This is a genomic window from Curtobacterium phyllosphaerae, from assembly GCF_049341865.1.
Taxonomy (GTDB): Bacteria; Actinomycetota; Actinomycetes; order Actinomycetales; family Microbacteriaceae; genus Curtobacterium; species Curtobacterium phyllosphaerae.
The window spans coordinates 361,625-381,516 of the sequence record NZ_JBMPIU010000004.1 but is presented as its reverse complement, the minus strand read 5'-3'; the positions used below and the strand labels follow the sequence as shown (position 1 = coordinate 381,516).

17 protein-coding genes and 1 tRNA gene are annotated in these 19,892 nt (G+C 71.9%); 11 read left to right on the top strand and 7 right to left on the bottom strand.

From position 1 onward, the window contains the following. Window positions 1–40 precede the first annotated feature (40 nt). From ACO0E0_RS09810 to ACO0E0_RS09800, 3 genes are all read left to right on the top strand, one after another. A complete protein-coding gene (locus ACO0E0_RS09810; protein ID WP_422871217.1) occupies window positions 41–625 on the top strand; it encodes a DUF501 domain-containing protein in 585 nt (194 codons plus the stop codon). Between the two features lie 40 nt (window positions 626–665). Then, window positions 666–2,246: an NAD(P)/FAD-dependent oxidoreductase gene (locus tag ACO0E0_RS09805; RefSeq protein WP_422871216.1), complete on the top strand. Its 1,581-nt coding sequence runs from the start codon at window positions 666–668 to the stop codon at window positions 2,244–2,246. Between the two features lie 168 nt (window positions 2,247–2,414). Then, window positions 2,415–2,488 (top strand) — tRNA-Leu (locus ACO0E0_RS09800). Between the two features lie 153 nt (window positions 2,489–2,641). On the opposite strand, the gene ACO0E0_RS09795 is transcribed toward ACO0E0_RS09800, so the two are convergent. Then, complete coding sequence (locus tag ACO0E0_RS09795) at window positions 2,642–4,354, bottom strand: class I adenylate-forming enzyme family protein (RefSeq protein ID WP_422871215.1); 1,713 nt, start codon at window positions 4,352–4,354, stop codon at window positions 2,642–2,644. A 277-nt stretch (window positions 4,355–4,631) separates the two neighbouring features. Beyond that, window positions 4,632–6,833, bottom strand: a complete 2,202-nt coding sequence (locus ACO0E0_RS09790) for a hypothetical protein (protein WP_422871214.1) — start codon at window positions 6,831–6,833, stop codon at window positions 4,632–4,634. A gap of 350 nt (window positions 6,834–7,183) precedes the next feature. Between ACO0E0_RS09790 and ACO0E0_RS09785 the strand changes: the two genes are divergently transcribed. Next, on the top strand, window positions 7,184–7,765 hold the full coding sequence (locus tag ACO0E0_RS09785) for a LemA family protein (protein ID WP_422871213.1): 582 nt from the start codon (window positions 7,184–7,186) through the stop codon (window positions 7,763–7,765). A gap of 31 nt (window positions 7,766–7,796) precedes the next feature. On the opposite strand, the gene ACO0E0_RS09780 is transcribed toward ACO0E0_RS09785, so the two are convergent. Beyond that, on the bottom strand, window positions 7,797–9,080 hold the full coding sequence (locus ACO0E0_RS09780; RefSeq protein ID WP_422871212.1) for a winged helix-turn-helix domain-containing protein: 1,284 nt from the start codon (window positions 9,078–9,080) through the stop codon (window positions 7,797–7,799). Between the two features lie 103 nt (window positions 9,081–9,183). Here ACO0E0_RS09780 and ACO0E0_RS09775 point away from each other — a divergent pair, with 103 nt between their 5' ends. Both ACO0E0_RS09775 and ilvA read left to right on the top strand, forming a co-directional pair. Further along, complete coding sequence (locus ACO0E0_RS09775) at window positions 9,184–10,503, top strand: AI-2E family transporter (protein WP_422871211.1); 1,320 nt, start codon at window positions 9,184–9,186, stop codon at window positions 10,501–10,503. Then, window positions 10,500–11,810, top strand: a complete 1,311-nt coding sequence (ilvA, locus tag ACO0E0_RS09770) for a threonine ammonia-lyase (protein ID WP_422871210.1) — start codon at window positions 10,500–10,502, stop codon at window positions 11,808–11,810. Before ACO0E0_RS09775 ends, ilvA begins: the two co-directional genes overlap by 4 nt. A 196-nt stretch (window positions 11,811–12,006) precedes the next feature. Here the strand turns inward: ilvA and greA are convergent, their stop codons facing one another. Further along, window positions 12,007–12,495, bottom strand: coding sequence for a transcription elongation factor GreA (gene greA, locus ACO0E0_RS09765; protein ID WP_422871209.1), 489 nt, complete (start codon window positions 12,493–12,495; stop codon window positions 12,007–12,009). 92 nt (window positions 12,496–12,587) lie between these two features. Further along, window positions 12,588–12,923 carry a DUF4307 domain-containing protein gene (locus ACO0E0_RS09760; RefSeq protein ID WP_422871208.1) on the bottom strand — a complete coding sequence of 112 codons (336 nt, stop codon included), beginning with the start codon at window positions 12,921–12,923 and terminating at the stop codon, window positions 12,588–12,590. 219 nt (window positions 12,924–13,142) lie between these two features. On the opposite strand from ACO0E0_RS09760, the gene mca reads away from it, so the two are divergent. Continuing rightward, window positions 13,143–14,177 (top strand): mycothiol conjugate amidase Mca, encoded by a 1,035-nt coding sequence (gene mca / locus ACO0E0_RS09755; RefSeq protein ID WP_422871207.1) that lies wholly within the window; start codon window positions 13,143–13,145, stop codon window positions 14,175–14,177. A gap of 2 nt (window positions 14,178–14,179) precedes the next feature. Next, the gene (locus ACO0E0_RS09750; protein WP_422871281.1) at window positions 14,180–14,470 is read left to right on the top strand and encodes a hypothetical protein; all 291 of its coding nucleotides are present in this window, start codon (window positions 14,180–14,182) and stop codon (window positions 14,468–14,470) included. A 10-nt stretch (window positions 14,471–14,480) separates the two neighbouring features. On the opposite strand, the gene trhA is transcribed toward ACO0E0_RS09750, so the two are convergent. Then, on the bottom strand, window positions 14,481–15,164 hold the full coding sequence (gene trhA / locus ACO0E0_RS09745) for a PAQR family membrane homeostasis protein TrhA (RefSeq protein ID WP_422871206.1): 684 nt from the start codon (window positions 15,162–15,164) through the stop codon (window positions 14,481–14,483). 86 nt (window positions 15,165–15,250) lie between these two features. On the opposite strand from trhA, the gene ACO0E0_RS09740 reads away from it, so the two are divergent. Continuing rightward, window positions 15,251–16,036, top strand: coding sequence for an isoprenyl transferase (locus tag ACO0E0_RS09740; protein ID WP_422871205.1), 786 nt, complete (start codon window positions 15,251–15,253; stop codon window positions 16,034–16,036). A 293-nt stretch (window positions 16,037–16,329) separates the two neighbouring features. Next, entirely contained in the window at window positions 16,330–17,442 is a 1,113-nt protein-coding gene (locus ACO0E0_RS09735; RefSeq protein WP_422871204.1) for an aminotransferase class V-fold PLP-dependent enzyme, read from the top strand. Between the two features lie 362 nt (window positions 17,443–17,804). Here ACO0E0_RS09735 and ACO0E0_RS09730 read toward each other — a convergent pair whose 3' ends face one another. Beyond that, complete coding sequence (locus tag ACO0E0_RS09730; RefSeq protein ID WP_422871284.1) at window positions 17,805–18,020, bottom strand: hypothetical protein; 216 nt, start codon at window positions 18,018–18,020, stop codon at window positions 17,805–17,807. Here ACO0E0_RS09730 and ACO0E0_RS09725 point away from each other — a divergent pair. Next, the gene (locus ACO0E0_RS09725) at window positions 17,956–19,347 is read left to right on the top strand and encodes an RNA 5'-3' helicase PhoH2 (RefSeq protein ID WP_422871203.1); all 1,392 of its coding nucleotides are present in this window, start codon (window positions 17,956–17,958) and stop codon (window positions 19,345–19,347) included. The genes ACO0E0_RS09730 and ACO0E0_RS09725 overlap by 65 nt on opposite strands. The last annotated feature ends 545 nt before the right edge of the window (window positions 19,348–19,892 follow it).

Here is a 19,892-nt window from a genome sequence, read left to right as displayed (position 1 = left end):
AGTGCTGCGGCAGCCGCCCGTCCGGTAGGCTGGTCGTCCCGTGGCCACTCCTCCGTTCGACCCGCCCTCCGAGCGCGACGTGATGATCGTCTCCGCGCAGCTCGGTCGTCCGGCGCGCGACGTCATCGGGATCCCCGCGCGATGCGTCTGCGGCGCGCCGACGGTCGTCGCCACGAAGCCCCGTCTCGGCAACGGAACGCCGTTCCCGACGCTCTACTACCTGACGCACCCGGCCGCGACCGCCGCGGTGAGCACCCTCGAGGCGACGCAGGTCATGCCCGAGCTCGCCGCCCTCCTCCTCGACGCCGACGCCGACGCCGGCGACGACATCGGCGACGACGCCGGCGTGGCCGCGGCCTACCGACATGCACACGAGGCGTACCTCGCCGACCGCGAGTCGATCGAGCACGTCGCGGAGATCGACGGCGTGAGCGCCGGTGGCATGCCCACACGGGTCAAGTGCCTGCACGCGCTCGTCGGACACAGCCTCGCCGCCGGCCCCGGAGTGAACCCGATCGGCGACCTCGCCCTCGAGCGCTGCTCATGGAGCCCCGCCCGCTGCGACTGCCCGACGTACGACGTCCTCGATGACGCCGGAATCGGGCGGAGCGCCGCGGAGGGGTAAGTTGATTCGCGGCAAACCCCCACTCAAGGAGATCAACCACGTGCCCAAGATCCTCATCGTCGGCGGCGGATACGCCGGTTTCTACACCGCATGGAAGCTCGAGAAGTGGCTCCGTGCGGGCGAAGCCGAGGTCACGGTGGTCGATCCACTGCCGTACATGACCTATCAGCCGTTCCTGCCAGAGGTCGCCGCCGGGTCGATCGAGCCGCGTCACGCGGTCGTCGCGCTCCGCCGCCACCTCACGAAGACCAAGGTCGTCACGGCCAAGGTCACGAAGGTCGACCACGCGACGAAGACCGCCACGATCACGCCGTCGGTGGGCGAACCGTGGGAGGAGACCTACGACACCGTCGTCATGACGGCGGGCGCGGTCTCGCGGACCTTCCCGATCCCGGGCGTCGCGGACGAGGCGATCGGCCTCAAGACCATCGAGGAGGCCGCGGCGATCCGTGACAAGCTCCTCACGAACTTCGCGAAGGCGGCGAACCTCCCGGCCGGCCCGGAACGGGACCGTCTCCTCACCGTGGTGGTCGTCGGTGGCGGGTTCGCGGGCATCGAGATCTTCGCCGAGCTCCGCTCCTTCGCGACCGCGCTCCTCAAGAACTACCCGCAGATCTCGTTCGACGACACGCACTTCCACCTGGTCGAGGCGATGGGTCGCATCATGCCCGAGGTCTCCCTCGAGACCAGCCACTGGGTGCTGAAGAACCTCGCGCAGCGCGGAGCGGACGTCCACCTCGACACGCAGCTCGCGTCGGCCGTCGGCGGCGTCTGCGAGATGGCGCCGAAGGAGGGCGACAAGATCACGGTCGAGTCCGACCTCATCATCTGGACCGCTGGTGTCATGGCGAACCCGATGGTCAAGGGCACCGACTTCCCGCTCGAGCCCCGCGGCCGCATCCGCGTCCAGCCCGACCTCCGCGTCGTCGACGACGACGGCGTGGTCGAGGGTGCGTGGGCCTGCGGCGACGTCGCGGCCGTGCCGGACCTCACCGGTGGCGGCGTCGGCGGGATGTGCGTCCCGAACGCGCAGCACGCGGTCCGACAGGGCAAGCAGCTCGCGAAGAACGTCGTGGCGACCCTCCGCGGCGAGACCCCGCAGGACTACAAGCACGAGAACCTGGGCGCCGTCGCGGGCCTCGGTGTCGGCATCGGTGTGTTCCAGTCGGGCAAGTTCGCGATGAAGGGCTTCCTCGCCTGGGGCGCGCACCGCGGGTACCACGGCCTGGCGATGCCGTCGTGGGAACGCAAGTGGCGCGTGGTCGGCGACTGGGTCGGTGGCATGTTCCTCGGTCGCGACATCGTCTCGCTCGACGACCGCGAGACCCCGCGCGCGGCGTTCGAGGCGTTCGCGTCCCGCCCGAAGCCCGCTCAGCCCGAGTCCGGTTCGCCGTCGGACGCCTCGACGACGGGGCCCGCCTACGCCACCCCGGCCGACAAGTCCGCCGAGGACAAGGCCACCGACAAGGCGAAGGCCGAGGCTGCGACCCCGGCCAAGGGGAAGGCCGCGACGCCTGCCACCGGCGACACCCCGGTCAAGAAAGCGCCGGCCCGCAAGCCGGCCGCGAAGAAGGCCGCGCCGGCAGCGGACCCGGCCGCGGAGAGCGTCACGGCCGAGTGACCCAGGCCTGCGCGGTCGAGTGACCCAGGCCCGCACGGCCGAGTGAGCAGCAATCGTTGAGTCCGACGCACGGACCCGACGATTGCTGCTCACTCGCGCTGCGACACAGGACGGGAGGCGCAGGGTGCGTCCGCCCCGGAGGCCCGGCTCAGTAGGCTGGTGGCGTCCGCCCCCGTGGCCCAACTGGCAGAGGCGTGCGACTTAAAATCGCTGAGTTGCGGGTTCGAGTCCCGCCGGGGGTACACGCCCGCACGAGCACGAGCACGAGCACGAGCACGAGCACGAGCACGAGCACGCGCCGCGGGGGCACTCCCGCACGACGGGGCATCGAAGCCCCACATGCGGAGCGGAGCGCCGGGGCGGACGGGACCCAGTGCCTCCAGACCGACGCGTGACTACGGGGCGATGAGCCGGCCCGCCGCCTGGTCCGCCGCCGCGGTCTCCGTCGCGATGTAGTGCACCTTCTTGCCGGTCGCGTTGTACGGCAGCTCCGTGACGAACCGGTAGCGCCGCGGACGCTTGTACCGGGCGAGCCCGAGGTGCGACCCCATGAACTGCTCGAGGACGGCGGCGGCGTCCTGGTCGTCCGCGGGCAGTCCGGACCCGCGACGGACCACGTACGCCGTGACGACCTGACCCCAGCGCTCGTCCGGGACGCCGACGACGACCGAGTCCGCGACCCCAGGGTGTTCCTGGAGCACGGCTTCGACCTGGACCGGGTGGACGTTCTCGCCGCCGGAGATGATCATGTCGTCCTTGCGGCCGACGATGGTGACGCGTTCGTGCTCGTCCCACGTCGCGAGGTCCCCGGGGTAGAACCAGCCCTTGGCGAACTTCTCCCGCTCGAGCGTCGGGTTCCGGTACGAGTACCCCGACTTCACGGTGCGGACTGCGAACTCGCCGATCTCGGTGCCGTCCTTGGCGACGGTGTCGGACGGGCTGGCGAGCCGGTCCTGGTACACCTGCACGACCGCGACGTCGTCGTCCGTCGACGCCCTGCCGGTCGACCCGGCGCCGTCCGGGAAGTCCTCGGGCCGCAGGAACGTGTTCCAGAAGGTCTCCGTCGTGCCGTACCCGTTGAAGATCCGGGGCGTGAGGAGCGTCTGGAACCGGAGCGCAGCGGCGCGGTCCAGTGGCGCACCCATCGTGACGATCCCGTGCAGCGAGCTGAGATCCCGCGGTGCCCGTTCCTGCGCGTCGGCGAGCTGGACGAGGTTCGTCGGCGCACCGATGAGGAACGTCAGCTGCTCGGACGCGACGAGGTCGAGCACGGTGTCGGCGTCGAAGTGCCGCAGGGTGGTGAGTTCCGCGCCGACGTAGAACACGGGGTTCGGGCCGCCGGAGTACAGGCCACCGCGGTGGAACAGCGGCGACATGTTGAGGGTCTTGTCGAACGGGGTGAGCGGGAAGTGCATGATGACGTCGTGCGCGCTGAGCACCTCCACGAGGCTCGGCAGCGGGACGGCCTTCGGACGCCCGGTGGTGCCGGAGGTGTAGAGGCGGGTCGTCTCGTCGTAGGTGCTCCGGGGCGATCGTTCCTCGGCCTCGGTGAGTTCCAGGTGGGTGACCGGGTCGGCCGCGAGCAGGTCGTCGAAGCCGACGGCGCCGGGGACCGTCGTCGCGGCGTCGGCGGGGTCGCCCACCGTCACGAGGTGGTCCGGGGTGTGTCGGGCGAGGCCGAGCGCCTCGGCGGTCTCGGTGGCGCGCGCGACGTCGGACACGAACACGACGGGGGCGGAGTCGTCGACGATGTGTGCGACCTCGGCCGGGGCGAGCCGGAAGTTCGTCGGCGAGAACACCGCGCCGACCCGGTGGCACGCCAGGTACAGCATCGCGAACTCCGGGCCGTTGAAGAGCTCGACCATCACGACCGACCCACGGGCCGCGCCGTGCCGGAGCAGCCAGCCGCCGATCCGGTCGACCGCGTCGCCGAGCTCCGCGTAGGTCCACGAACGGTCCGTCGACGGGTCCCGGAGCGCCGGACGTCCGGCGAACCGGTGCACGTTCCGGGCGAAGCCGTTCGCGTACGTGTAGCTGCCCTCGAACACGGTGCGGAACCGGGTGGCGTCGTAGGGCACGGCGGTGGTTGCGGGGATCTCGGTGGTCATGCGCGCTCCAGCGGGTCAGCGGGTCTGCAGGGTCTCAGGTCTGCGGTTCGGCGATGCAGCGGCGTGCTCCGGCGCACCGATCGCAGCGTATCGCGCGGCTCCGGCGGTGGTGCGGCGGGTGGGGCCGGACGGGAGGCACGGTGCGGGCCCGGCGGTGGTCGTCACGTCCGGCGGCCGTCGCGGCGTCTGGCGACCGGGTCTGGCGACCGGGTCGGGCGACCGCGTCCGGCGGCCGTCGCGGCGTGTCGCGACCGGGTCGGGCGACCGCGTCGGGCGGTCAGTCGCCGAGCACCGGCTCGACGACGCGGACCCACGTCCAGGTCATGACGCCGACGACCGCGCAACCGACGACGGCCACCGCGACGCTGAGCGCCGACAGGTGTGTGCCGGCGGTCCCGGAGTACACCGCGACGGCGAGGGCGACGGCCACGGACGCCAGTGCCGCGTACCGCGTCCGCGAGGTCGACCAGAGTGCAGCACCGTCCGTCCGTGCGATCGGCAGCATCGTCGTGACGACCGAGCCGAGGCCGCCGACGCACAGGGTGATCGCGAACTCGCTCGTCAGCTCGCCCCAGAACCCGTGTGCCCCGGTCTCGATGCTGAGCGCGCTGTGCAGGCCCCACCCGATGGCCGCGAGCGCCAGGAGCACCACGGTGCGACCTGTCGCGCTCCGGCTCCGGAGCGTCGCGTCGAGCCGTGTGGGGTCGGCGGGTCGACGTCGCACGGACGGTACGACGAGCACACCGAGCAGCAGGGCGGGGGAGAGGTCCGCGCTCCGGGTGACGACCGCGGCGACGACCGCCGCGGCGAGCAGCACGGGCGAGATCCGGTGGTGCAACTCGGTCCGGGCCGAGCCGACAGCCCAGCGGGTCGCGAGCACGACACCGGTCGCCAGCGCCGACGTGCCGAGGACGACGGCGATGCTCAGCCGGGCGTACCGGGCCTGCGGCTCGATGCCGGTGCCGAGCAGCATGAGCACGCTCGCGATCCCGACGGCCAGTGCCACGGTGGCCCACGTCGGCATCCCGTCGTCGTCCCCGGCGGCCTGTTCCGCGACGCTCCGGTTCCGGCCGGTGAACCGTGCCGCACGCCAGGCGATCCGCCCGCGGACGGACCGTGCGACGAGCTTGATCGGCACGGCCACGAGGACCAGGAAGCTCGCGATGCCGACGAGCACGAGGAGCAGGGTCCGGACGGAGATCGATCCCTGGATCGTCGGGACGCCGCCGTCGTACGCGGTCGCGACCGCCCATCCGGTCGGGGTGTCGTTACCCGGTGCGCGGCCGGGGTCGCCGCCCGACCCGCCCGGCCCACCGGGACCCGTCGATCCCGATCCCGACCCGCCGGCGCCGGAACCGGGCGCCGACGGTGCGCCCGGACTCGGCGAGGTGCCCGGTGCCGGTGCCCCGGAGGAGCGCGTCGGCGACGAGGGCGCAGCGGACGGTGCGCCGTCCACCGGGGCTCCGGAGACGGCCAGGGAGATCGGGGCCGTCACGGGCGAGAAGTTCCCCGCAGCGTCCCGCTGTCCTGCCACCAGGGAGCGGGTGCCGTCCGGGATGCTCTCTCCGGCCGTGGTGCAGCGCCACGACCCGGCGGAGACCGTCGCCTGGCAGACCGGCTCCGCGTCGATGTACACCGTCGCGACGGCCCCGTCCTCGCCGGTGCCGACGACGGTGATCGGCTGCGTCCGGACCCGGGCGCCCGGAGCCGGTGCGGTGATGACGGGCGCGGCGGGTGCCGTCCGGTCGATCGTGATCGTGCGCGGCACGGAGGCGGTGCTCCTGAGGTCCGACCGGTAGCCGAGTGCGGTCCCCACCGTCTGGGTCGCGCTCATCGTCCAGGTGCCGGTCGCCAGCGCACCCTCGCCCGACCCGAACGAGAGGACCCAGCGTCCGTCCGGGCCGACCGTCGTCGTGCGCGCGACCGAGCCGACCGACGGCGCGACCGTGACGGTCGCGCCTGCGGTGCCCGTCCCCGAGACGCTGCCGGTCGTCGGACCGCTCGCGGCGATGGTCGGTGGGACGATGACGTCGACGGCGGGGCTGTCGGCGGGCACGAGCGAGCCGTTCGTCGTGTCGAAGACGGTGAAGACCTGTCCGGGGCCGGACCGCACCGCGGCGAGGCACGACCACGAGCCATCGGCACCGACCGTCGACGTGCAGACCGAGGCGGACGGGACCGCCGGGTCGCCGACCCGGACGCCGTCCCCCGGGGTGCCGGTGCCCCGGAACCGCGCCGTCGCGCTCGTGACGTCGCCGGGGTCGTCGATCGTCGGAGCGACCGGGGACGCACCGGTGGGCGGCGGGGACGGGGTGAGGCCGCTCTGGTCGTTCGGGTCCGGCGTCGGCGAGGCGGTGCGCTCGGCCCCCGGGAGGAACGCGGTGTGCGGCGTGGAGGCCGACGGTGCGGACGCGGATGCTGCGAACGCCGGGGCCGCGAGCACGCCGACGACGACGAGCGACGCCGCGAGCGCGCTCACCGCGCCGAGGGCACGTCCGACACGGGGGCCACCTCGAGCGGCCCCCCGGCCGGTGCGATTCCCTGATGCAGTCACTGCACCCATTCACCGTCACCGGCGCGCGGTCGTCAATCCGCCGCGCGGATGACGTTCCGGATCCGGTGCCGGGAGCGCGGTGAGCGGAATGCGGGAATTCGCCGTGAGACGACGCGGCGGGCCCAGGGCCGCCGTCGGCCGCGGATACAGTGGACGCGGACACATGCGCCCTCGTGTCCGCACCTGTCGCGGTGTCCCGTGCCGATCATCCGATCCGCCCACACCGACCCGGCACAGCGACGCGAGGCGACCCGACGCCGAAGGAGTACCCGCTGATGCACACCGGTCTGATCACGATGCTCGTCGTCGTCGGGGTGATCGTGCTCGTGCTGGTCGCAGTCGGCGTCTACCTCTGGGCGACCTACAACGCCCTCGTCACGCTCAAGGGCCGTGTCGACGCGGCATGGGGCGACATCGCCGTGCAGCTGCAGCGGCGCGGGGAGCTCATCCCGACCATCGTCGACACCGTCCGGGGCTACGCCACCCACGAGCGACAGGTCTTCGACACCGTGACGAAGGCCCGGGCCGAGACCCTGAGCGCGGGTGACGCCACCGCCGCGTCGAGTGCCGAGGGTCACATGCAGAAGGCCCTCCGGAGCGTGTTCTCCGTCGCCGAGGGCTACCCACAGCTCCAGTCGAGCCAGGACTTCCTGCAGCTCCAGTCCGAACTCGTCGCGACGGAGGACAAGATCCAGTCGGCCCGGCGGTCCTACAACGGCGGCGTGCGGGAGCTGAACAGCAAGATCAAGGTGTTCCCGAACTCCAGCTTCGCGAAGAGCCGCGGGTTCTCCGAGGCGGCGTTCTTCGAGACGAACGAACCCGCCGCGATCGCCGAGCCGCCGCGCGTCCAGTTCTGACGATCGGCGCCGTCCGCGCCCGCGGCGCGGATCAGTGCTCGGTCGTGAGCGACGACCGAGCCGCGCGGATCTCGTCGACCGCCGCAACCCCCTCCTGGTCGTCCGCGGACTCGTGCGGGACCAACGGGACGCCGAGTGCGTCGGCCAGGGCGGCCGCGGCCGTCCCTCGGTCCGTGACCTCGATCCCGTCGAGTCCCTGCCACGCGGCGGCTCGCAGCAGCGTGGCGCCGAGGCGTCCCGGGTCCATCCGCCGTCCCGCTTCCTCCCACGCGGTCCGCACCCGGAGCACGCCGCGCTGGCGGTCGCTCTTGAGGTCGACGCGTCCGACCAACCCGTCGTCCTGCAGGACCGGGAGCACGTAGTAGCCATGGACGCGACGGGCGGCGGGTGTGTAGATCTCGATGCGGTACCGGAAGTCGAACATCCGCTCCGCACGCGGACGGAACCACACGACGGGGTCGAAGGGGCTGACCACCGCGTCGGCCTCGATCCGTCGGGGGACCCGCGCCGCGGCGTGCATCCAGGCCGGACGCCCCCACCCCTCGACGGACACCGGGACGAGCGCACCGGTGTCGACGAGGTCGGCGACGGCCGACCGGGTGTCGTCGGTCCGGAGCCGGAAGTAGTCCGCGAGGTCCGCGACTGTGCCGACGCCGGACGCCCGCGCGGCGTGCTCGACGAGCGTCCGGACGGCGTCCTCGCGGGACGGCGGGTCCGCCAGGAGCGCAGCGGGCAGCACCTGCGACGGCAGGCCGTAGACGCGCTCGAAGCCCCGTCGTCCGGCTGACACGACGTCCCCCCAACGGAACAGGTACTCCAGGCCCCGTTTGACGTCGCTCCAGCCCCACCACGGACCGCGGCGGACGTTGTCGTCGCGGTCGACAGCGCTCGCGGGCATCGGGCCGTGGACCCGCAGGACCTCGAGCAGCTCGGCGAAGAGCGGACCGTTGGCGCGCGCGAAGTCGCTCCGGTCGAGGTCCCGGCGTCGGCGTGCCTCCTTCGCCCAGGAGAACAGGGGCAGCGTGTCTCGGGGGACGAACGCGGCCTCGTGCGCCCAGTACTCGACGTACGACGCACCGCGCACCTGGGTGATGCGGTCCAGTGCGGCCTTGTCGTAGGCGCCGAGCCGGGCGTGGAGCGGGAGGTAGTGGCTCCGCTCGAACACGTTCACCGAGTCGATCTGCAGGAGTCCGAGACGATCGATGGTGGCGGCGAGCGTCCGGGTGGCGACCTGCTCGGACGGTGGGCGACCGAAGCCCTGGGCACCGAGCGCCACCCGGCGGGCCTCGGCGGCGGAGAGGGTGGCACGGGGCATGCCGGAACCCTACCGAGCGCCTCCGACGCGACCGTGACCGGACCGTGACGGGACGTATGCCACATCCGGAACATTCCGCCGGTGCCCCGCATACACTTGCCGAATGGCCTGGGGCAAGAAGAAGACCACGGACGCCCTCGAGCGTTCCGCATCCGCACGCCGCGGACAACGACACCCCGACCCGGTGGTCGAGGAATCCGTGCCCGTCGGCATGCGGATCGCCGGCGCCTTCAGCTGGCGGATCCTGGTGGTGGTCGGTGTCATCGCGCTGTTCATCTGGCTGATGACGATCTTCAGCCAGATCCTCATCCCGTTCCTCGTCGGCATCGTCATCTCGGCGCTCCTCGTGCCCATCTCGAACTGGATGCAGCGGCACCACGTGCCCAAGTGGGCTGCGGTGGTGATCAGCCTCGTCGGCGGGATCGCGGCGGTCGCCGGACTCCTCTGGCTCGTCGTGGACCAGATCATCTCCTCGTTCCCGTCGCTCCGGGACCGCGCCGTCTCGCAGTACGCCAACATCAAGGACCTCGTCCTGAACTCCGGACTGGGGATCACCCAGAAGGACGTCAACAACCTCCTGAACGACGCGACCAAGTGGGTCCAGGAGAACTCGGGTTCGATCGTGTCCGGCGTCGCGAGCGGTGCGTCGAGTGCGACCCATGCGTTCGAAGCGCTGTTCATCATCCTGTTCACCACGATCTTCCTGCTGATCGACGGCAAGAACGTCTGGCGCTGGACGGTCCGCCTGTTCCCGAAGAAAGCGCGCGCCGCGGTCGACGGTGCGGGCGTCTCGGGCTGGATCACGCTGACGAGCTTCATCCGCGTGCAGATCTTCGTGGCCTTCGTCGACGCGGTCGGCATCGGCGGCGGCGCGTACATCGTCGGCCTGTTCTTCGGTGGACTCCCGCTCGTCGTCCCGATCGCCGTGTTCGTGTTCCTCGGGGCGTTCATCCCCGTCGTCGGGGCGATCGTCACCGGGTTCCTGGCCGTCTTCATCGCCCTGATCTTCAACGGTCCGCTCGCGGCGGTGCTGGTGCTCGGCGTGATCCTGCTCGTCCAGCAGATCGAAGGCCACATCCTCCAGCCGCTCGTCATGGGCAACGCGGTCAAGGTGCACCCGCTCGCGGTCGTCCTCGGCGTCACGGCGGCCTCGGGGCTCGCGGGCATCGCCGGAGCGTTCTTCGCCGTGCCGCTCATCGCGACCCTGAACTCGATGGTGACCACGATCTCGAGCGGTCGGTGGCGGGGGCTCGACTCCGACCACGTGCTCGAAGCCACCCCGAAGCGCGGACAGCACGGCCGGATCAACCTGTCGCGCGGCCGTCGGCACAAGGCCGGCGACGACGTCCCGGCGCCCGGTGCGGACAAGCAGCCCGCGGCCGAGAAGGGAACGGCGTCGGCGGAGCAGGGACCGGCCGCATGAGCGACGACGCCGACCGCACTCCGGAACCGGCGACGTCGCACTCGGTGGACACGTACACGGAGCCGTCGAGGACCACGCCGCCCCCGCCGCGCCCGACGCTCGCGGACATCGAGTCCGCGCGTGACGTCGTCGCCGGCGTCGTCCGGGTCACGCCGATGGAGACCTCGCAGTTCCTCGCCGAGGTGCTCGGCGCCCCGGTGCACCTCAAGTGCGAGAACCTGCAGCGCACCGGGGCCTACAAGCTCCGCGGTGCGTACAACCGCCTGTCGTCATTGACCCCGGACGAGCGCGCGCGGGGTGTCGTCGCCGCGAGTGCCGGCAACCACGCGCAGGGGGTCGCCCTCGCAGCCCGCGAGCTCGGTGTCCACGCGACGATCTTCATGCCGGTCGGTGTCGCGCTCCCGAAGCTGCAGGCCACCCGCGGCTACGGCGCCGACACCGTCCTGCACGGGCACTCGGTCGAGGCAGCGCTCGCGGCCGCGAAGGAGTTCGCGGCGACGACCGGTGCGGTGTTCATCCCGCCGTTCGACCACCCCGACATCATCGCGGGGCAGGGCACCCTGGGCCTCGAGATCCTCGAACAGGTCCCCGACCTCGACACGGTGGTGATCCCGATCGGCGGCGGCGGTCTCATCTCCGGCATGGCCATCGCGCTCAAGGGCATGGCCGAGCGCACCGGGCGATCCATCCGGGTCGTCGGCGTCCAGTCCGAGCACGCCGCGTCCTACACCGGCTCGATCGCGGCCGGGACGCCGACGACGATCACGACGACCCCGACGATCGCGGACGGCATCGCGGTCGCCCGTCCCGGCGACACGAACTTCCCGATCGTCCGCGACCTCGTCGACGAGATCGTCGCGGTCTCCGACGACGACGTCGCCCGAGCGCTCGTGCTGTTGCTCGAGCGCGCGAAGCTCGTGGTCGAGGCGGCAGGCGCGGTCGGCGTCGCGGCGATCATGGCCGGGGCCGTCACCGGCACGGGGCGGACCGTCGTGATGCTCTCCGGCGGCAACATCGATCCGCTCATGATGGAGCGGGTGATCACCCGCGGTCTCGTCGCGGCGCAGCGCTACGTCGGCATCCGGGTGATGCTCCCGGACCGCCCCGGGCAGCTCGCGCGGGTCGCGCAGGTCATCTCCGACGCCGGTGCCAACGTGGTCGAGGTCCTGCACACGCGGCACGGGTCCGGACTCGAGATCAGCGAGGTCGCGCTCGACCTGTCGATCGAGGCCCGCGGTCCGGAGCACGCGGCCGCGGTCCAGGAGCGGCTGCACGAGGCCGGGTTCCGGCCCCAGGTACAGCAGTAGCGCGCTCCAGCGGGAGCACCCTCCAGCGGGAGCACGCGGCAGCGGGAACGACCCTGCTCCGGACGGGAGGCGCGGATCCGGCCCGGCCCGTGCCTCCCGTCCGATCGCCGCACACCCCGCGCACCACGGCACCAACGGTGCACCACAGCACGAACGCCCCCGTCCGGATCTCCGGACGGGGGCGTTCGACGCGAGGTTACGGCTGGTACCGCTTGACGTCCTGCACCTGGACGGCGATCTCCTTGCCGTTCGGTGCTTCGTACGTCGCCGAGTCGCCGGCGCGGAGGCCCATGATGGCCGCGCCGATCGGGCTGATCGGGCTGTAGACCTGGAGGTCGGTGCCCTCGGCGACGATCTCGCGGTTGCCGACGAGGAACGTCGAGGCGTCGCCCGCGATGGTCGCCGTGACGACGGTGCCTGGCTCGACGGTGCCGTCGTCCGAGGCTTCGCCGACGGTCGAGGTGCGGAGGAGCTCGGTGAGCTGTCGGATGCGGGCCTCGATCTTGCCCTGTTCGTCCTTGGCGGCGTGGTAGCCGCCGTTCTCCTTGAGGTCGCCTTCTTCTCGCGCGGCCTCGATGCGGTGCGCGATCTCGGTACGACCTTCGCCGCTCAGGGTGTCGAGCTCGGCCTGCAGACGGTCGTGCGCCTCCTGCGTCAGCCACGTGGTCTGGATGTCGTTGCTCATGTGGTTCTCCTTCAGCCGAGCTGCTCGGATCTGTCGGCCCGGAAGACCGAGACCGGTCAGCAGGACCGACCTCGCGTGCGAATCACAGCAGCTTAAGGGATCCAGCACTTGTTGATCAAGCCGGTGACGCCCCGCGAGCTGGTCCGCACGTCGGTGCTGATCGTCCGGGTCTGCTGCGCGGACGGCGGCAGCGTGACGACCTTCCAGCCGACGATCGTGAACGACTTGTCGAGCACCTGGATGGCGCACCGTGCCGTCGTCCCCGGGTCGACCGACACCTGCGAGCGGACGTTCGTCAGCTCGGCGGACCGGACGGTGTACCCGATGTCGTCGGAGTCCAGGCCCTTGGTCGTCTCGCCCGGTCCGGCCCAGATGGCCCACACCGAGAACACGACCGCGATGAACACGGCGACCGCCCCGGCGAGCACGAGGTTCCGTCGTCGCCGCGCCGGGGAACGTCCGTAGCGAGCGTCGAGCGCGGCCCGGGTGTCGGGGGTCGTCGGTCCGCCGGGGGCGGCGGGGGGCTGGGAAGCGGACAGTTCGGGAACTCCTGGTCGATTACGCTGGGACGAGCGTAGTTCACGGTGTCGCCCGCTGCCTGTACGGAGACGGCCACCGGGGTGTGCGCCGAACCGAGAGGAACGCCCGTGCCACTGCGACTCATCGCAGTCCATGCCCATCCGGACGACGAGTCCAGCAAGGGTGCCGCGACGGCGGCCAAGTACGTCGCCGAGGGTGCCCAGGTGCTCGTCGTGTCGTGCACGGGCGGCGAGGCCGGCGACGTGCTCAACGAGCAGCTGCCGTTCCCGGCACGGGCCCGCGCCGACCGCGACATGGCCGGCTACCGGCGGACCGAGATGGCCGCCGCACAGGCCGCGATGGGCATCGACCACGTCTGGCTGGGGTACCACGACTCCGGACTGCCGGACGCCGAGGAGGGCGAGACCGTCCGCCCGGGCACGTTCGCGACCGTGCCGATCGCGACGAGCGCCGAGAACCTGGTGCGGATCGTCCGGCGGTTCCGTCCGCACGTGATGGTCACGTACGACGAGAACGGCGGGTACCCGCACCCGGACCACATCCGCACGCACGAGATCTCGATGGCGGCATGGCGCGACGCCGGCGACCCGGACCGCTACCCGGACGCCGGTGCACCGTGGGTGATGAGCAAGTTGTACTACGAGCGGACGATGAACCCGGCGCGGTTCCGGACCGTGTACGCGGCGCTGTCCGAGCGGACCCCGGATGACCCCGGCGTCCAGCAGCTCGGCGAGTTCATGGAGCGGTTCGCCGACCGCCCGGACCTCGCGACGACCCACGTCGACGTCAGCGCGTACTTCGACGCCCGGGACGCCGCGCTCCGGGCCCACGCGAGCCAGGTCCCGACCGACAGTGCGTTCTTCTTCTGGCCGAACGACCTGCTCGCGAGCATCTGGCCGACCGAGGACTTCCAGCTGGTGGCGAGCCGGGTGCCGGCGACCGTGCCGGAGACGGACCTGTTCACGGGTGTGCGCGAGGACGTCGAGCCGGGGCGGGCCGAGGTGCCGATCGAGGGCGACCTGCCGACGGCGGGCCCCGTGACCGGGCCGGGGGACCCGATCGCCGGAACGGCGGACCCCGTCGCCGGGGCGGAGGCCGACCAGGCTGCGCTCGAGGCCGAGCAGGAGGTGCAGCGGTCGTGAGCATGTCCGTCCTGGCTGGAGTCGTGCTCGCGGCGACCACGCCGACCACACCCGCGTCGACCGTGCCCGACGTCGACGTCACCCCCGGGGTCGCGGGGTTCGTCGCGATCGCGGCGATCGCAGTCGTCACGATCCTGCTCGTCGTCGACATGACACGACGCATCCGCCGGACTCGCTACCGCGCGGAGATCCGGGAGCGCCTCGAGGCCGAGGAGCGCGGCGAGGAGCTCGACGACGGCCTTGGCGGTGGTGCGCCCGCGCCCCAGTCCCCGATGGAGCCGTCCGGTCGCTGAGCCGGACGGTTCAGCGCACCGGGTCGATCGCGATGAGCAGCACGCCCACCCACTGCGCCAGGAACGCCAGCACGGTGAGGGCGTGGAAGACCTCGTGGAACCCGAACAGCGTCGGCGACGGGTTCGGCCGCTTGAAGCCGTAGACGACCGCTCCGAGCACGTACGCCGCCCCACCGGCGAGCTCGAGCGTCATCATCGCCGCGTTCGCCGCGAACAGCTGGGGGAGGAACGCCAGCGCCGCACAGCCGAGGAGCACGTACAGCGGGACGTACAGCCACCGCGGTGCGCCGACCCAGAACACCCGGAACGCGATGCCGAGGAGTGCTCCAGCCCACATCGTCACGAGCAGCACCGTGGCCGACGTCGTCGGGAGGGCACAGACCGCCACCGGTGTGTACGTGCCGGCGATGAGCAGGAAGATGTTCGTGTGGTCGATGCGCTGCAGCACGCCCTTGGTCCGAGGCCCCCACGGGAACCGGTGGTAGGTCGCCGAGACGCCGAAGAGCACCAGCGACGTCGCCATGAACACCGCGCTCGACGCCGTGGCCGCCGGGGTCGCGGCGAGACAGACGAGGACGATCCCGAGGGCGATCGCCGCGGGGAACGTCCCGAGGTGGATCCACCCGCGCCACACCGGCCGGAGGTCCGGGACGACGACCTGCGGGCGCGTCGCCGGCTGCTGCTGAACGTCCATCCCCGCACTGTACGGCCACGGGGTGCGGGGACGATGTGCGGGGGCGGCGTGCGTCGCACCCAGGGGAACAGCGCTAGCGTTGTCGGGTGCAGAGCGGTGTCGGCGGGACGGGACGAGGCCTCCTCTACCGTGCCTACCAGCGGCGCATCCGCAGACAGCTCGCGGGCGCGCAGGTGCCGAAGCACGTCGCGATGATCGTGGACGGCAACCGACGGTGGGCCAAGCAGCTCGGCCTCGAGACCGCCGCCCACGGGCACCGCGCCGGCGCTCGGAAGATCCCGGAGTTCCTGTCCTGGTGCGACGACCTCGGGGTCGAGGTCGTCACGCTGTACCTGCTCTCGGCCGACAACCTGACCGGTCGGCACTCCGAGGAGCTCGAGCAGCTGACCGCGATCATCGCGGAGCTCGCGGCGGCGCTCGGGCAGCACCGGACGTGGCGCGTGCAGCACGTCGGGGCGAACGACGGCCTGCCGGAACCACTCGTCGACGCCCTCGAGACCGCCGAGCAGTCCACGGCGGACCACGGCGGGCTGCACGTCAACCTCGCGGTGGGGTACGGCGGCCGGCGTGAGATCGCCGACGCCATGCGGAGCATCGTCCGCGCACACGGCGAGGGCGGCGGCACGCTCGACGACCTCGCCGAGGTGCTCACGCCGGAGCTCATCGGCGACCACCTCTACACGCAGGGGCAGCCGGACCCCGACCTCGTGATCCGCACCTCGGGGGAGCAACGGCTGAGCGACTTCATGCTCTGGCAGAGCGCACACAGCGAGTTCTACTTCGTCGAGGCGTTCTACCCGGACCTCCGCGAGGTCGACTTCCTCCGCGCGGTCCGTGACTACGGCCTGCGCTCGCGTCGCTTCGGCGGCTGACGGCGGCTGACGGCGGCAGACGGCCGCGACCATCCGCCGGCCTGGAGGCACGGCACCCGCCCGGCCCGCGCCTCCCGTCCGGATCGGGGCCCGTCCGACGCCCGTCGGTGCGCCCGTCCGACGCCCGTCGGTGCGCCCGTCCGACGCCCGTCGGTGCGCTCGTCGGCCTCGCGTCCGCACGGACGTGCGCTCCTCGGTAAGCTCTTCTGGCCCACGTCTCCATGTGGGCGCATGGACCACCGGCTCGAGGGTCGACCGCTGAGGCATGCAGGACGACGAAAGGCCCACCCACCGTGACGACCATCGACGACTACGCCGCCGGGTTCGCCGAGGAGCCCGGGTACCTCGACCATGCCGCGTTCGGCCCCGTGCAGACCGCCGTGCTCGAGGAACAGCGCGTCCTCGGGACCATCCAGCAGCACGTGCGGTTCGGCGCGATGGAGGTCCTCGACGAGCAGGACGTCCGCCTCCGGACCGTCGTCGCGCGGCTCACCGGACGCCGTCCGGACCAGGTCGTCTCCCAGACCGCGACGACCCCGGGCCTGCTCCACACCGCGTTCGGGCTGACCGGCGGCGTCCTCGTCGCCGCGGACGAGTACCCGTCGCTGCCGCTCGCGCTCGCCAGCGCGTCGGCGGCCACCGGGCGCATGCAGCCCGTGGTGATCGAGTCCGGAGCCGGGTGGCTGACGCCCGACCTCATCGCGTCGCGGCTCACCGACGACGTCACCGCCGTCGCCCTCAGCCTCGTCGACTGGCGCACCGGCTACCGCGCCGACATCGCGGCGATCCGCGACGTCATCGGCGACCGGCTGCTGATCCTCGATGCGATCCAGGGGTTCGGCGCGATCGACGTCCCCTACGAGCTCGCCGACGTGGTGGCCTCCGGCGGACAGAAGTGGTTGCACGCCGGCTGGGGGACCGGGTTCGTGGCGTTCAGCGACCGTGCCCTGAACCGTCTGCACCCGGCGTTGTCCGGACCGCAGGGGACCTCCGGGGCGCCCGGCGAGGTGCCGTCGGTCCTGCCCGGCGCCGCCGGGTACCAGATGAGCCGGGTCGACCCGGTGTCGCAGGCGCGGCTCGCGGTCGCCCTCGAATCGCTCGCCGGCGTCGGGGTGGCCGCGGTCGAGGAACGCATCGCGGAGCGGGTGGAGCGGGTCGTCGACCTCGCCGACGAGTTCGGGGTGCCGGTGGAGTCCTCACGCGACCGTGCCGAGCGCGCCGGCATCGTGGTGCTCCGACCGGCACCGGAGCAGCTGACGTGGCTGACGGCGTCGATGCACAACCACGGTGTCACCGTCACGACGCGGACCGGCACCGTCCGGGTGTCGGTGTTCGCCTCGACCACGGACGAGACGCTCGGCATGCTCCGCGACGCGCTCGTGTCGTTCGCCACGATGGGCCTCTGACATCGGTCTCGATCGCTCGTACGACCGTTCACCGGTGGTGTGATGCGCCGCGCATGGTGGGATGCGCCGGTCGTGCTGGGATGCGCCGGTCGTGCTGGGACGGGCCCTGGGACGAACCCGGGGATGCACCCGGGCACTCAGCATCCGTTCACACGAACGTCATCGAGGTCGTGGCGTGTCGATCCCCTGCGTGTCGGTGGGCAGTCGTAGCTTTGCCGCATCGAGCACGGTGCTCGGTCGAGGCGGCCACAGACGGAGCTTCGCGACCCAGGTGATCTGCTCACGCGGATCTTGCTCAGTGGCCGTTCCGTAGGACATGGACCGGGCCGAGCGCGGCCCGGGGATGGAGTGGTCGTGACCTCTCAGAACGTCTCCCGTGGAACGTCCGCAGCGAGTGCCGCCGGTGCGGTGTCGGCTGGTTCGGTGTCGGCTGGTTCGATGCCGGATAGCTCGACGCCGACTGGGTCGACGCCGGCTGGCTCGACGTCGGCTGGCTCGATGCCGGCTGCTTCGATGCCGGCTGCTTCGACGCCGGCTGGCTCGACGCCGGCTGGCTCGGCGTCCGCTCGACGGGTCACGGACACGTCCGCCGGGGCCGGGGCTCCTGTCCCGACCGCGGAGCGCACCTACGTGCTCGACACGTCCGTCCTGCTGAGCGATCCGCGGGCGATGTTCCGGTTCGCCGAGCACGCGGTCGTCCTGCCGATCGTCGTCGTCAGCGAGCTCGAGTCGAAGCGCAACGACCCCGAGATCGGGTACTTCGCGCGTCAGGCCCTGCGGATCCTCGACGGTCTGCGGGTCGAGCACGAACGACTCGACTTCCCCGTCCCCGTCGGTGACGGGGGGTCCCTGCGTGTCGAGCTGAACCACTCGAACATGGCGGTCCTGCCGAGCGGCCTGCAGCTCGGCGACAACGACTCGCGGATCCTCGCGGTCGCGTCGAACCTGTCGAACGACGGGCTCGACGTCGTCGTGGTCTCGAAGGACATGCCCCTCCGCGTGAAGGCGTCGTCGATCGGCTTGGCAGCGGAGGAGTACCGCGCCGAGCTCGCCGTCGACTCCGGCTACACCGGGATCGCGACCCTCGAGATCTCCGGCGACCAGATGGCGACCCTCTACGAGCACGAGGAGGTCCGCTCCGCCGAGCTCGACGACGTCCCCGTGAACACCGGCGTCGTCATCCACTCGGAGCGCGGCTCGGCACTCGGCCGTGTCCACACGAAGGGTGCGGTCGCACTCGTCCGGGGCGACCGCGAGGTCTTCGGTCTCCGCGGCCGGTCCGCCGAGCAGCGACTCGCGATCGACGCGCTCATGGACCCGGAGATCGGCATCGTCTCGCTCGGTGGCAGCGCCGGGACGGGCAAGTCGGCCCTCGCGCTCTGCGCCGGCCTCGAGGCGGTCCTCGAACGTCAGCAGCACAAGAAGATCATGGTGTTCCGGCCGCTCTACGCGGTGGGCGGTCAGGAGCTCGGGTTCCTGCCGGGAGACGCGAACGAGAAGATGAACCCGTGGGCGCAGGCGGTGTTCGACACGCTCGGTGCGCTCGTCTCCGACAACGTGCTCGAGGAGGTCGTCGAGCGCGGCATGCTCGAGGTCCTGCCCCTGACGCACATCCGCGGACGGTCCTTGCACGACGCGTTCGTGATCGTCGACGAGGCGCAGTCCCTCGAACGGAACGTCCTGCTCACGATGCTCTCCCGGATCGGGCAGAACTCCAGGGTGGTGCTCACGCACGACGTCGCCCAGCGGGACAACCTGCGGGTCGGACGGCACGACGGGGTCGCCTCGGTCATCGAGCGGCTGAAGGGGCACCCGCTGTTCGCACACGTCACGCTGACGCGGTCCGAGCGTTCGGCGATCGCGGCGCTGGTGACCGACCTGCTGGACTCGCCCGACTTGGTGTAGTCCGCGTCAGTCGCGGTGGGTTAGTGGGCGAGTCCTGCACAGATCCGTCCAGTCGGCCAGTTGTCCACATGATCGGGAGGCGTGACCTCCGACCGCCGCGCCGGGAACCATCCTTGATCCATGCGCACCGCACGGCCGGATCCGGCTCTGGGGACGGCCAACGGTCCGGCACCGCGGTGCGCATGCCCGGGCGGCCCGTATGCGGTGGGGCCATTGGGCCGCCCGGGTCTCCTCGCGGTGTCGGCTCCGTCGATATGTCGAGCCCATGCACGCTCCACGCGCCCGCGCCGTCCGGGCCACCCGCCCGCGCCACCCGCCCGTGACGCCGAGCGTGCAGTTCTGCCGCGTCCTCTCGCCGGGGACCGGGCGCAACTGCGCGCTCGCGCGCCCACTTCCTCGACGACTCGCGCGGCCACTTCCGTCGGGGCCGCCCCGCGCCTCCTGCCCGGGAGGGCGACGCCGAGCATGCAATTCTGCCGCGTCCTCGCTCCGGAGACCGGGCGCAACTGCACGCTCGTGCGCCCGCTTCCTTGAGGCCGGCCCCC

What these genes read in the sequence shown, in the direction of transcription:
- ACO0E0_RS09795 (WP_422871215.1), bottom strand. Translation starts at nt 4,354, where the DNA reads ATGACCACCGAGATCCCCGCAACCACCGCCGTGCCCTACGACGCCACC.
- ACO0E0_RS09785 (WP_422871213.1), top strand. Translation starts at nt 7,184, where the DNA reads ATGCACACCGGTCTGATCACGATGCTCGTCGTCGTCGGGGTGATCGTG.
- ACO0E0_RS09780 (WP_422871212.1), bottom strand. Translation starts at nt 9,080, where the DNA reads ATGCCCCGTGCCACCCTCTCCGCCGCCGAGGCCCGCCGGGTGGCGCTC.
- ACO0E0_RS09775 (WP_422871211.1), top strand. Translation starts at nt 9,184, where the DNA reads ATGGCCTGGGGCAAGAAGAAGACCACGGACGCCCTCGAGCGTTCCGCA.
- ilvA (WP_422871210.1), top strand. Translation starts at nt 10,500, where the DNA reads ATGAGCGACGACGCCGACCGCACTCCGGAACCGGCGACGTCGCACTCG.
- greA (WP_422871209.1), bottom strand. Translation starts at nt 12,495, where the DNA reads ATGAGCAACGACATCCAGACCACGTGGCTGACGCAGGAGGCGCACGAC.
- ACO0E0_RS09750 (WP_422871281.1), top strand. Translation starts at nt 14,180, where the DNA reads ATGTCCGTCCTGGCTGGAGTCGTGCTCGCGGCGACCACGCCGACCACA.
- trhA (WP_422871206.1), bottom strand. Translation starts at nt 15,164, where the DNA reads ATGGACGTTCAGCAGCAGCCGGCGACGCGCCCGCAGGTCGTCGTCCCG.
- ACO0E0_RS09725 (WP_422871203.1), top strand. Translation starts at nt 17,956, where the DNA reads ATGCCGGCTGCTTCGACGCCGGCTGGCTCGACGCCGGCTGGCTCGGCG.